Origin of the sequence: Metasolibacillus sp., assembly GCF_025291715.1 — a bacterium.
Lineage (GTDB): Bacteria > Bacillota > Bacilli > Bacillales_A > Planococcaceae > Metasolibacillus > Metasolibacillus louembei.
The window spans coordinates 1-12,824 of record NZ_JAMBIZ010000033.1; the positions used below are offsets into that span (position 1 = coordinate 1).

Below are 12,824 nucleotides of genomic sequence, written 5' to 3' on the forward strand. Positions count from 1 at the left end.
AGAAAAAGAGAGTACAGGAACGAATATTCGTTCCTGTACTCTCTCACTTGTGCCTGAGGGACTTTTTCAGTGCCCTCCTTCTGCGTACGGCAATCCTTTTTCACATTAAATTGTGTGAGAATTGTTTGTGTGCCTGGCACACTAACTATAACGCTTGGCAATCTGAAGCAATGGATCCCATACGCCATTAAACGGTGGCGAATAGGATAAATCAATATCTAATAAATCGGGCAAGGTCATCTCTGCCGCTAGTGCCGTCGCAAAAACATCGATGCGCTTATCAACACCTGTGCCAACCGCCTGTAAGCCAAGTAATTTTTGCGTATCTTTTTGTACAACCATGCGCAAATAAATCGGCTGTGCATCAGGATAATAGCCTGCAATATGATTCGCTTTATGCGTATAAACATCGTACGCAAGCCCAAGCTTGTCCGCATCCTTTGATGTAACACCTGTCATGCCAATCCCTATGTCGAAAAACTTCAAAATCGCAGTGCCTGCCACTCCTTTAAAGCTTGTTGCCTTGCCAGCCATATTAAGCCCTGCTACACGTCCTTGTTTATTCGCAGTTGTGCCTAGCGCAACATAGTCATATTCGCCTTTTACATAATGGAAATGCGCTACGCAATCCCCTGCTGCATAAACATTCGGTAGCGATGTTTGCATATGCTCATCGACAATAATGGCACCATTATCCCATTGTTTTAGCTGGTCTGCAAAAGCAGTATTTGGTTTAATTCCTGTTGCGACAATGACAAGGTCTGTTGGATAGCTACCTTGCTCCGTTACAACAGCCTCCACCTGCTTTATTCCTGTAAAGCCTGTCACCTGTTCATTCAATAACACTTCTATACCCTGCTTCTGTGCCTCAGCTAACACATGCTCAGCTAGCTGTTCATCAAGCAGTGACATAAGCTGTTTACCACGATGAATTAGACGCACTGCCAAATTGCGTTCTCTCATCGCCTCTACCACTTCAAGCGCAATATAGCCTGCCCCTAATACCGTAACATGACGTACATTTTGCAGGCTTTCTAGCAATTCATGCATTTGTGGAATCGTTTTTACCGTATGGATATTTTCCAAATGTGTGCCATCCCAATCAGGCATCGTCGGACTGGCACCTGTAGCGATTAATAATTTATCATATGGCACAGTAAAGGGCTCATCTTGATATTGCCCTTTCACAACCTGTGCCTCAAAGTCAATCTCCTGCACCTCATGTCGAATACGTGCATCAATACCTCTTTTGCGAAACTCTAGCGCAGAACGTGCAATTAAATTTTCCGGTGAGGAAATGCGCCCATCAATTACATACGGTAGCCCACATTGCCCATATGAGTAAATCTCTCCACGTTCAAGTGCTGTAATTTCTGCCTCCTCTACATTGCGTAAAATTTCCATTGCCGCACTCATACCAGCAGCATCTCCACCAATAATGACATATTTCATCGCAATCACTCCCTTTATTTCATGATACATGAATTGCGACGAAATTGTGCCTAAATTGTTTGTGTGCCTGGCACTTTTTGTTTTGGTTTCCCTGTCATCCAACGCCACAATTTCTCCAACGGCCCAATATTAAAGAACTTAAAATAAATTACGCTAAATACAACCTGAATAGCAAAAACCATTGGTGCAATGACGAGAATATCCTTTGAATTGACAACTTCAATGCCCATCATGCCCATAATTGCTAAAGCAATAAAGCTTTGTGCAATATAGTTTGTTAATGCCATGCGCCCAACCTTTGCAACAGGCTGAAATAGCTTGATTGCTGTTGGGTGAGAGAAAATCCAAAATGCTAAAATTAAATAGCAGTACGTAATCGGTACTGTACCTAGCGTGGTAATTTTCATTAATTGTCCGTTATTACCGATTGATGCAAACCAAATCCATAGCATACTACCTACTGCAAATGGTAGCAGCACAATAAATAACGTTTTTAATGGCTTCACTTCTTTTACACTTTGAATCCACCCTGCCTTGGACACATAAAAGCCAGATAAAAACATAATAAATACAAGCATTGAATCATTGCTAAAAAGGCTTGTAACAAATGAATCAGTTGCAGGAACAAACAGCGGTAATGCCGTTGCAATCAAGTGAACAACGATAATTCCTATTAACCAATTGCGAATCGTCTTTAAGCTTGCTTTATAAAATGGCAGCAATAAAAAGCCTATCACTGCATAAAAGACTAAAATTGAGCCCCAGAAAATAAAAATATGCACAACGCCAATTAAAAATAACGCAGCTAATCGACGAACAAAGCGCCATCTTGGCTTATCGCCCCTCGCCTCAGCACGCGATGCAAAAATATAAAAGCCAACCCCAAACAAAAATGAGAAAATGGAAAAGAACTTCTTTTCTACAAAAACATTAATTAACGAACTAATTGTTTTATTAATACCTGTAAAATCAGGCATCGGCCCACCTTCAACTAATACTTGGTAGCCTGCAATATTAATAAATAAAATACCAAACAAAGCAAAACCTCGAATAATATCGAGGGATTGAATTCTTTCTTTCGGTGTAACAGATGAACTCATCTATCAGCAACTCCCTTTTCATATATTGTTACACCTACTATAAATGCTGTATCTTACATATGCTTAATGCTAACCTTACGACAACCTTAAATAAAAATAAGGCAGAGGAAAATTATGCCCCCTGCCTTATTTTTACTCTTCTGTTGTCAATTGCTCCTTGCAAAACGCTACAATCATTGCTTCCTCTTCATCCTCTAAAGCAAAATCTAAGTATTCATTTTCAGCCTTATCAATAATGAAGTAATTCAGCACGCGTACCTCATCATTATGATAACCAATTAATACGCGCACCTCGATACCTGCTTCCGAATATAGCTCATCCTCCTCGTCAATCTCTACATCTAATAAAAATTCATAGCGCTTGCCTTCGATAATATTTGTTGGGTCTTTAATTTCTTCAATTGAAAATTGTGTAATATTCAAGTTGCTCGCTCCCTTTGCGAAAGATATGTGTCTTTCTTAATGATAACGTAAAATTACTATGCGTCAACTAGATGACAGCCTCCTTGTCATATGCCAAAATAGAAAGCAAAGGAGATGAAAAGATGGAAAATTTACTTTATTATGTCGATTCCACAATACAACAATTTTCGGCACAAATTTTACATAGTGGCAATGATGGGCGCAACTATGTCGTGCTTTCCAATACAGCATTTTACCCAACAGGTGGCGGACAACCGCATGATACAGGTTGGTTGAACGATGTCGAAGTAGTGGACGTTGAAAAAATTGATGGTGAAATCCGTCATTATATAAACGGTGAGCTAGCTTTAGATCATGTGACAGGCAAATTAGATTGGCAGCGTCGCTTTGACCATATGCAGCAGCATACGGGACAGCATATTTTAACAGCGGCTTTTGTCGAATTATTCGGCTTTGCTACAACAAGCTTCCATTTAGGCACAGGTTTTGTGTCAATTGATTTGGATACAGCGACAATCACAGAGGAACAGCTGCAACAAGCAGAGGCACGTGCTAATGAAATTATTTTAGAAAATCGCCCAATTGAAACGAAATGGGTAACGAAGGATGAGCTTGCTGCTTATAATTTGCGCAAAGAGGTAGCAGTTGATGAGGATATTCGTCTCGTTATTATTCCTGATTATGATTATAACGGCTGTGGAGGCACACACCCAACATCAACTGGACAGGTTAGCCTGTTAAAAATTATGTCAACAGAGAAAATGAAAAAGCAAATTCGCGTTCATTTCGTCTGTGGACAGCGTGTATTACATGAATTAGCAATGCGTAAAACAGTGCTGACGGATGTAGCAAGACAGCTAAGTGTGCCAGAGGAGCAAGCAGCAACAGCATTACAAAAAGTAATGGAGACAGCAAAAGCTACTGATAAAACCTTAGCTGAGGCACAAGAAACATTGCTACAATATGAGGCGCAGGAATTGTTGGCTAACGCAAAGCAGCATATCATAACTGCACATTTTGAAAATCGACCAATACAAACATTACAAAAGCTGACACGCTTTATTACAGAGCAGGACGCTACAGCCATTGCCCTGCTTACTGCAAGCAATGATGCTAAGCTGCAATTTGTAGCAGCACGTGGACAAAACGTGACGGTCAGCATGAAAAATGTAGCGAACTCCATTTTACCGATTTTAAATGGTAAAGGTGGCGGTAACGATGCACTTGCTCAAGGCGGCGGTGAGCAAACGCTAGCAGGAGCAGAGTTGCTAGCACATATGGTAAATGCCTTAAAACAATGACCTATCTTCAATTGTTTGGCATTTCGATTCCTACACTTTGGATTGCTTTGTTAATAACAGCTCTATTGCTATCCATTCAACTTGATGATTGGTTTAGCAATGCCATCTTTATTTATATTTTAATTTGGAAACTCAGCTATATTTTCCAATGGGAAAGCATATGGGGCTTGCTCTACTTTAATGGAGGTAAAATAGGGCATTGGCTTGGGCTAATTAGTGCTGTGCTTTATATCGCTTTATTTGCACAGAAAAAATACCCTTCACTCAAAGCACAGGCTAGCATTACGGCATTGCTGTTCATCTATATATTTGAAGTGATTTCCAATTTATTGCATATTGATTTTTTATTCGCTGCCATCCAAGGAGCAATCTGCTGCCTTATTTTATTGCTACGTAAAAGGCTCAATTGGCAATGGATTTTACTATTTTTCGCAATGGAACTACTAACTTTGTCGTTGCAGCATACGTTAACATTAACGAAGCTTTTTACATTTAGTATGCTGATTTTCATAACTTTGATTATAAAGGAGAAAAAAAATGGCTAAAAAAATATTATCAATTGCTATTATTGCCGCTGCCGTTGTTGTCATCGTTTTTAGCATTGCCAACGCAATGAACAAAAAGGAAAAGCGTGAAAATGCGGAGCAAGCGGCTGATTTCACATTGGCAATGCTTGATGGCAAGACGACCTCTTTATCAGACTATAGAGGGCAAAAGGTCGTGTTAAATTTCTGGGCGACATGGTGTCCCCCTTGCAAGGCAGAGGTTCCACACTTACAAAACTTCTATGAGGAAAATGAAAATAGCGATGTACAATTACTTGCTGTTAACTTAACAGCCTCTGATTCGATGAGCGATGTTGAAAATTTTGTTGATGGCTATGGAATTACCTTCCCTGTTTTGCTTGATGTAGATGGTGAGGTTGGTCAGCAATATGAAGTAATTACAATTCCGACAACATACTTCCTTGATGAGGAAGGCAATATTGTTGAAAAATACATCGGTGCTTTAGATGAAGAAACGATGGAAAATATTTTAGATTCTTATTAAAACTGTCCAAACCTGCTGAGGAATCGGCGGGTTTTACTGAGTTATGAGCATTTACTTTATACGAGAAATCTTTCTCGTTGACATACCCCTCATAGGTATGGTAAATTGAATATAACGATTGGAGGCGAGCATAATGGAGCATACTGTTGATGAAACGATAGCTTGTCGAAAAAGCCATCACCCTGAGTCGGTAAAAAAAGATTTATCAACACGTTTGAATCGCATTGAAGGTCAAATTCGTGGCATAAAAGGCATGATTGAAAAGGATGTATACTGCGACGATGTCATTACACAGCTAGCAGCAACACAATCTGCCCTCAACAGTGTCGCTAAAATTTTACTTGAAGGACATTTAAAGGGCTGTGTCGTAGACCGTCTATCAGAGGGCGACGATGCAGTAATAGATGAATTAGTTGTCACAATCCATAAATTAATGAAAAAATAAGGAGCGGATGAATTATGCAAAACGTAACATTAAATGTACAAGGTATGTCATGTGGTCATTGTGTGAAAGCAGTAGAAGGAAGCGTTGGTGAGCTTGCAGGTGTTGAGCAAGTAACAGTAAACCTAGAAGCTGCAACAGTTGCAGTCGCTTTTGATGAAGCGCAAGTAACTGTTGAGCAAATTAAAGAAACAATCGACGATCAAGGCTATGATGTCGAGTAACATTAAGTAGGGTGCTTCTGAAAAGCACTCTCTTCTTTACAAAAATATATACCCCCATACAGTATAAGAGGTGAGCAAAATGGCAACAAAAGAAACAACCTTACAAATTACAGGTATGACCTGTGCTGCCTGTGCAACACGCATTGAAAAAGGCTTAAATAAAATGGATGGTGTAGAGGAAGCAACCGTCAATTTAGCGCTTGAAAAATCTGCTATTAAATATGATGCAGAGAAAATTAGCACTGCAGATTTAGAAAAGAAAATTGAAGCTTTAGGCTATGGAACAGTAAAAGAAAAAGCTGAGCTTAACATTACAGGTATGACTTGCGCTGCTTGTGCAACACGCATTGAGAAAGGCTTAAATAAATTGCAAGGTGTGACAACAGCGAACGTCAACTTAGCTTTAGAAAGAGCAACAATCGAGTTTAATCCTAGTGAAATTTCCGTTACTGATATGATTGCTCGTGTTGAAAAGCTTGGCTATGGTGCCACACAGCCTATGGCACAGGAAACAACTGATCACCGTCAGCAGGCTATCCAAAAGCAAACACGTAAATTTATCGCAGCCGCAATTTTCGCACTGCCATTACTTTGGACGATGGTTGGACATTTCTCTTTTACATCATTTTTATATGTACCCGACTTTTTAATGAATCCTTGGGTGCAAATGGCGCTCGCAACACCTGTTCAATTTATTATCGGCTGGCAATTTTACGTAAGTGCTTATAAAGCATTGCGCAACGGTAGTGCAAATATGGATGTCCTTGTAGCAATGGGCACATCTGCCGCCTATTTTTATAGTGTCTATCAAGCAATTGCACACGGCAACTCACATCATGCGCAGCTTTACTTTGAAACAAGCGCTGTTTTAATTACACTCATTTTATTAGGAAAATTATTCGAGGCAAAAGCAAAAGGCCGCTCGTCTGAAGCGATTAAAAAATTAATGGGATTACAAGCAAAAACGGCTTTAGTCGTGCGTGATGGTATTGAAAAGGAAATTCCGTTAGAGGAAGTAGTCATTGGCGATATACTTTTAGTCAAACCAGGTGAAAAGATCCCTGTCGATGGCGAAGTAGTAGAAGGCAGCACAGCAGTAGATGAATCAATGTTAACAGGCGAAAGCTTACCTGTTGATAAAAAAGTTGGCGATTTATTATTCGGTGCAACAGTCAATAACAATGGTTTTATCCGTATGAAAGCAACGAAGGTTGGGCGCGACACGGCGCTTGCGCAAATTATTAAAGTGGTGGAAGATGCACAAGGCTCTAAAGCACCAATTCAACGACTTGCTGACAAAATTTCAGGTGTTTTTGTACCTATTGTTGTTGGTATTGCTATATTAGCATTTATCGTTTGGATTACGCTCATCACGCCTGGCGAATTCACACCAGCACTTGAAGTTTTCATTACGATTCTTGTCATTGCCTGCCCTTGTGCGCTAGGTCTTGCAACACCAACATCTATTATGGCTGGCTCAGGGCGCGCTGCTGAATTTGGCATTTTATTTAAAGGCGGCGAGCATTTAGAGCAAACTGGTCATATTGATACAGTAGTTGTTGATAAAACAGGCACTGTCACATACGGTAAACCTGTTTTAACAGATGTATTATTAGCTGATGCTACAGATGAAACGACTGTTTTATCATTAGTCGGTGCAGCAGAAAAGCAATCTGAGCATCCATTAGCACAAGCGATTGTGCAAGGAATTGAAGAGCGTAACATCTCATTAGGCGATGTGCAATATTTCGAAGCAATTCCTGGCTATGGCGTACAGGCAACGGTTTCAGGGCAAGCTGTTATTGTCGGTACACGTAAATTAATGGCACAGTACGGTATCGACATTCACAATGTTTTATCGACAATGGAGGCACTAGAGAAAAACGGGAAAACGGCGATGCTTATAGCAATTAATGGGCAATATGCTGGCCTTGTAGCTGTTGCTGATACCGTGAAGGAAACATCGAAGGATGCAGTTGAACGCTTACAGGCCATGGGTATCGAAGTCATTATGATGACAGGCGATAACGAGCGCACAGCCCAAGCAATTGGCGCAGAGGTTGGCGTTAATCAAGTGATTGCAGAGGTACTTCCAGAAGGTAAAGCAGAAGAAGTGAAAAAGCTACAAGCTATGGGTAAAAAAGTTGCGATGGTTGGCGATGGTATTAATGATGCCCCTGCCCTCGTTACAGCAGATATCGGTATGGCAATCGGAACAGGTACAGATATTGCGATGGAGGCAGCAGATATTACATTAATACGTGGCGATTTAAACGGCATTGCTGACGCCATTTTAATGAGTCGCAAAACGATGCGCAACATTAAACAAAATCTGTTTTGGGCATTTGCCTACAACACATTAGGTATCCCGATTGCCGCAATCGGCTTGCTAGCACCTTGGGTAGCTGGTGCCGCAATGGCATTTAGCTCCGTTTCCGTTGTATTGAACGCCTTGCGCTTACAACGAGTAAAATTACATTAAAAAAATCGCATGAAATCCTTTAATACTGGATTTCATGCGATTTTGTCATAAATTCTTCAATTTGTACTATACCCCCCTATGCTATAATTTTATTAAAATAAGGAGGCGAATATTTTATGAAAAAGCTAAGATTTAGTTTGATAGCTATCGTTTTACTATTAGCTGCATGTAGCTTAAAGGAAGAATCCCACGATGGACATGAGCATGTAAATGGTGATATTCAGGAGGAAACAGCAAGTGCTGAAATATTACCAGCTTTTTTAAATGAACAGCCTGAAAATATTCGTTTAACATATCAAATTGCAGGGCAAGCAACAGATTTATTAGAATGGATTCCTTGCTATTGTGGCTGTGGTGAGTCAGCAGGACATCGCAGCAATTTAAATTGCTTTATAAAGGAAGTGAAGGAAGATGGTGCTGTTGTTTGGGATGACCATGGCACACGCTGTCTTGCCTGCCTAGAGATTGCCTTACAATCAGCGAAAATGTACAAAGAAGGTGCAGATTTGAAGGAAATCCGCCAAACGATTGATGAATTGTATAAGGAAGGCTATGCCCAGCCAACAGATACTCCATTCCCAGCTTAAAAAACGGCTGTCACAAAGTATATGATTTCACTTTGCGACAGCCTTTTTACATACATAATTGCTAGGTATTTCGAATGGTTTCCATAGCTCAATATTCCTGATTTGCCAATATAAATATCAGAATTTTCCGCCATCGTAGTATACTATTATAACCTGAACAGTGAGGTGTGCAAAATGATGTATATTATTATTGCCATTGTTGCAATATCTGTTGTCACTGCAATCGTCAATATTATGTTCGTGAGTAAAAAGCTCAAAGCCCATCGGCAAAGTAATAAAATGCGAAAAAACATTTTAGCGGAGGGACAATCTGCAAAAGCGATGATTAATGCAATCCAAGCAACAAATGCTTCTTTAGGTGATCAACACCCAAAGGTCATTCTTGATTTGGCTGTAACTATGCCAACTGGGGAAACACTTCAAACAGCTGTCGAAACCTACATCCATATTGTTCATGTACCAGCATTCCAGCCTGGAAAAGAAATAGATGTGAAATATCTTATCATTGATGGTATACCAAAATTTGAAGTTGTAGGCGCTGTTGTCCTATAAAAAGGCCGTGCGAAAAGATAGCACGACCTTAACAAATGTGACTACTTTGGCAAATGCTGCAAAAAATTTCGCCCTGCAAAGCCACGTACCTCGTCCTCTGTATAATATTTCAATAGTTCATTTAATAAATTAGGATGCTGGCTCGCATTTTCCAGCTGCGGCACCTTTATATCTATCCCATCAAAATCAGAGCCCAAGCCAATTAAATGTTTACCACCAAGTGCACAAATATGATCAACATGCTTGATTAAATCAGCAATTGTCGCATTGCCTTGCGCTTCAATAAAGAGCGGATAATAAACAAGATGAATTGGTGCATTTTTCGCCACCATTGCCTTTATTTGTTCATCGCTTAAATTTCTGCGATGCGCGCATAATGCCTTCGCATTGGAATGTGAGGCAATTACATAATCTGCAAGCTCCAATGTATCCCAAAAGCTTTTTTCACTTAAATGAGAAACGTCTGTGAATATTTTATGTGTATTATTTTGTTGAATAATTTCCTGTCCAAATGCTGTTACCCCGCGTCCTAAATCTTCATCTGCGCCGTCCGCAGCCTCATTCGCATTATTCCATGTTAAACCGATGCTTAACACACCGAGCTCACGGAATAAATGCCACATTTTGATATCCCCCTCGAAGAAATCAACACCTTCAATCGTCAAAAATGCACCAATTTCATCGCTCTGTAAGCGTTCAATATCTGACCAATTTTTAATATGTACTACTTTATTTTCTGGTCGTATAACATGTGTTTGAAAATAATAGATTTGACGCAGCGCAGATTTTATTTTTTCCGATTTCGGTGTAGTTGGCTGAATAAAGATAGCAAATGCTTGCACCTTCACATTACCCTGTCTTAAATGTTGCAAATTCACATCAAATGGAGCAGTGGAAAAATCATATTCCTTTTTCTCATATTTATAGAGTACGTCACAATGTAAATCAATAATTGGTAATCGCATGTAAAAATCCCCCTTTCGATACATTATGCTGCATCGAAAGAGGGATTGCTACTATTACATATCAAGCCAGATTTTAATCGCTGTTGCTAAAATCAACAAGGCTAAAATGATTTGCAAAGCTTTTGTGTTTAATGTTTTACCAACCTTTGCCCCTAAAGGAGCCGCAATGATGCTAGCAACAATCATAATAGCCGCTGCTGCATAATCGACCTGTCCTGTTACAAGCTTGCCAACGCTACCTCCAATAGATGAAATAAAGGTAATTGCAAGACTTGTAGCAATCGTCATTCGTGTTGGTATTTTTAAGACCACAAGCAAAATTGGAACAAGTAGAAATCCTCCTGCCGCCCCAACAATGCCTGAGCCTACCCCGACAATAAACGCAAGCACTGCAGCAAGTGGCTTATGATAGGTTACTTGTGCTAACGGTTGGTCATCTAGCTGCTTCTTCGGTACAAACATCATGATCGCTGCAATGGTTGCCAACACTCCATAAACGATATTCACACTTGCTTCTGATAAACTAGTTGAACCGAAGCTCCCAACAAAACTCCCCACCAAAATCGCACTTCCCATCGTTGCGATTAGCGATTTATTTAAATACCCACCTTTACGATATGCCCATACGCCTGCAATAGAGGCAAAAAGTACTTGCACTGCGCTAATACCAGACACTTCATGTGCGGTAAAGGTTGCCACACCAAATAATGGCGGGATATATAGAAGCATTGGGTATTTAATAATGGAACCGCCAACGCCGAGCATGCCTGAAATAAATGAGCCGATAAAACCAATCGCAAACAATACGATGATAAACATAAAAGTTCTCCTACGCCTTTTTTATACGGAATATTAGCACATCAGCTTGCTCTGTTTGCTCAATAATTTCATGTCCTCCTGCACTTGCCCATGCAGGAATATCTGCTAATGCCCCCTTATCCGTTACATGCACCTCTAAAATATCGCCTGTTGTTAATGCATCCATCGCTTTCTTTGTACGTACAATTGGCATCGGACACGCTAAGCCCTTTGCATCTAAAATCATTGTTTTTTCCATCATCATTTCCTCCTCTGTTTTATTGGGCGAATCGCTACTTTAAACTAAAAATTTATCTCACTGCACAGCGATTCGGTCCAATTTCCATTTCTGTCTGCTCATCGTAGTTCGGTTTTAATTTTCCCATATTGACATAACGAATTTGCTTATAGGCATTTGGCTGCGGTGGTAAATGATCCGTTACCGTTTTGCGGAATTCCTCTGCATCTTCAATATTCAATCCATGATTTTCTGCAAATAAATCTCCTAAACGCTTCGCTACTGAGCCGTCTGCATTCAGCTCCTCCACAATCATAAAATGTGCTGGCAAGACAATCAGCTCATCAATTAGTTCTCGATAACGGTCATACAATGTTGTACGCAAGTCATCTACCCAATCCTCTGCTAATCCTGCTAAATCAGGACGACCAATGGAATCAATAAATAAAATATCCCCCGTTAATAAATAGCGACTATCAATAACAAATGACGTTGAGCCAATTGTATGCCCTGGGGAGTACAATGCCTCGATATTTACCGAGCCGATTTGTACCTTTAGCCCATCTAATACATCATGAAAATCAAACACGACTTCCTCTGCATCCTTTGGTGGTAAATAATACGTAGCACCTGTTATTTCAGCAATTTTGCGTCCACCTGAAATATGATCAGCATGTAAATGCGTATCGAAAACATGTGTAATTGTGACGTTTTTCTCTTTAGCAAAATTGATAAATACATCTGTAAAGCGCACCGCATCAATCACAGCTGCCTCCCCATTTGCCATAACCATATAGGATAAGCAGCCTTTACCTAAGCGTACAAATTGATACAGCTCTCCCCCATCTGTTAAATCACCTATTTTGATTGGTTCAATATGTGTGCTCCAAGACTTCATACCTCCTGCTAAGTAAGCGGCTTCTCGTCCTTCTGCCTCTAACATTTGGGCAATCATTACGGAGGAGCCCTCTTTCGCACATACTACTAATAGCTCACGATCTGTTGGAATTTGTGGCAATATTTCCTCCACACCATCCAATAGCTCAAAATACGGGATATTTAAATATTCGAATTGCTTACCTTCAATTTTCCAATCCTCAAATGCCTCTTTGTTGCGTACATCTAAAATAAATAATTGCTCATTATCGATTACTTTGCGTGCTACTTGAGCCGCTGTCCATGCTTTTGCCATCTTCAATTACCCCCATAG

The 12,824-nt window shown here is 40.1% G+C and carries 15 protein-coding genes; 8 read left to right on the top strand and 7 right to left on the bottom strand.

All coding sequences use genetic code 11. The annotated features are described in order from the left end of the window. Nucleotides 1-141 precede the first annotated feature (141 nt). The 3 genes from M3Z76_RS16300 to M3Z76_RS16310 form a co-directional block, all read right to left on the bottom strand. Nucleotides 142-1,452 (bottom strand): FAD-dependent oxidoreductase, encoded by a 1,311-nt coding sequence (locus M3Z76_RS16300; RefSeq protein ID WP_293928995.1) that lies wholly within the window; start codon nt 1,450-1,452, stop codon nt 142-144. A 50-nt stretch (nt 1,453-1,502) separates the two neighbouring features. Further along, the gene (locus M3Z76_RS16305; protein WP_293928994.1) at nt 1,503-2,552 is read right to left on the bottom strand and encodes a DUF418 domain-containing protein; all 1,050 of its coding nucleotides are present in this window, start codon (nt 2,550-2,552) and stop codon (nt 1,503-1,505) included. Nucleotides 2,553-2,684: 132 nt separating this feature from the next. After that, entirely contained in the window at nt 2,685-2,975 is a 291-nt protein-coding gene (locus M3Z76_RS16310) for a DUF6509 family protein (protein ID WP_293928992.1), read from the bottom strand. A 122-nt stretch (nt 2,976-3,097) separates the two neighbouring features. Here M3Z76_RS16310 and M3Z76_RS16315 point away from each other — a divergent pair, with 122 nt between their 5' ends. The 8 genes from M3Z76_RS16315 (at nt 3,098) to M3Z76_RS16350 (ending at nt 9,613) form a co-directional block, all read left to right on the top strand. Then, complete coding sequence (locus M3Z76_RS16315) at nt 3,098-4,276, top strand: alanyl-tRNA editing protein (RefSeq protein ID WP_293928991.1); 1,179 nt, start codon at nt 3,098-3,100, stop codon at nt 4,274-4,276. Then, a complete protein-coding gene (locus M3Z76_RS16320; RefSeq protein ID WP_293928988.1) occupies nt 4,273-4,821 on the top strand; it encodes a hypothetical protein in 549 nt (182 codons plus the stop codon). Before M3Z76_RS16315 ends, M3Z76_RS16320 begins: the two co-directional genes overlap by 4 nt. Further along, nucleotides 4,814-5,326, top strand: a complete 513-nt coding sequence (locus tag M3Z76_RS16325) for a TlpA disulfide reductase family protein (protein ID WP_293928987.1) — start codon at nt 4,814-4,816, stop codon at nt 5,324-5,326. Before M3Z76_RS16320 ends, M3Z76_RS16325 begins: the two co-directional genes overlap by 8 nt. A gap of 133 nt (nt 5,327-5,459) precedes the next feature. Next, a complete protein-coding gene (locus tag M3Z76_RS16330; protein ID WP_293928986.1) occupies nt 5,460-5,771 on the top strand; it encodes a metal-sensitive transcriptional regulator in 312 nt (103 codons plus the stop codon). Between the two features lie 14 nt (nt 5,772-5,785). Next, nucleotides 5,786-5,992, top strand: a complete 207-nt coding sequence (gene copZ / locus M3Z76_RS16335) for a copper chaperone CopZ (protein ID WP_293928984.1) — start codon at nt 5,786-5,788, stop codon at nt 5,990-5,992. A 79-nt stretch (nt 5,993-6,071) separates the two neighbouring features. Then, the gene (locus tag M3Z76_RS16340) at nt 6,072-8,474 is read left to right on the top strand and encodes a heavy metal translocating P-type ATPase (protein WP_293928982.1); all 2,403 of its coding nucleotides are present in this window, start codon (nt 6,072-6,074) and stop codon (nt 8,472-8,474) included. 116 nt (nt 8,475-8,590) lie between these two features. Next, entirely contained in the window at nt 8,591-9,061 is a 471-nt protein-coding gene (locus tag M3Z76_RS16345) for a PCYCGC motif-containing (lipo)protein (RefSeq protein ID WP_293928980.1), read from the top strand. A 174-nt stretch (nt 9,062-9,235) separates the two neighbouring features. Further along, the gene (locus M3Z76_RS16350) at nt 9,236-9,613 is read left to right on the top strand and encodes a hypothetical protein (protein ID WP_293928979.1); all 378 of its coding nucleotides are present in this window, start codon (nt 9,236-9,238) and stop codon (nt 9,611-9,613) included. 41 nt (nt 9,614-9,654) lie between these two features. On the opposite strand, the gene M3Z76_RS16355 is transcribed toward M3Z76_RS16350, so the two are convergent. Genes M3Z76_RS16355 through M3Z76_RS16370 form a run of 4 tightly spaced genes read right to left on the bottom strand, consistent with a single transcriptional unit; the run spans nt 9,655 to nt 12,806 of the window. Then, nucleotides 9,655-10,578, bottom strand: a complete 924-nt coding sequence (locus M3Z76_RS16355) for a dipeptidase (protein ID WP_293928977.1) — start codon at nt 10,576-10,578, stop codon at nt 9,655-9,657. 54 nt (nt 10,579-10,632) lie between these two features. Next, complete coding sequence (locus M3Z76_RS16360) at nt 10,633-11,397, bottom strand: sulfite exporter TauE/SafE family protein (protein WP_293928976.1); 765 nt, start codon at nt 11,395-11,397, stop codon at nt 10,633-10,635. Nucleotides 11,398-11,407: 10 nt separating this feature from the next. Beyond that, nucleotides 11,408-11,638, bottom strand: coding sequence for a sulfurtransferase TusA family protein (locus M3Z76_RS16365; RefSeq protein WP_483310183.1), 231 nt, complete (start codon nt 11,636-11,638; stop codon nt 11,408-11,410). Nucleotides 11,639-11,687: 49 nt separating this feature from the next. Next, the gene (locus M3Z76_RS16370) at nt 11,688-12,806 is read right to left on the bottom strand and encodes an MBL fold metallo-hydrolase (protein WP_293928973.1); all 1,119 of its coding nucleotides are present in this window, start codon (nt 12,804-12,806) and stop codon (nt 11,688-11,690) included. Between the last annotated feature and the right edge of the window lie 18 nt (nt 12,807-12,824).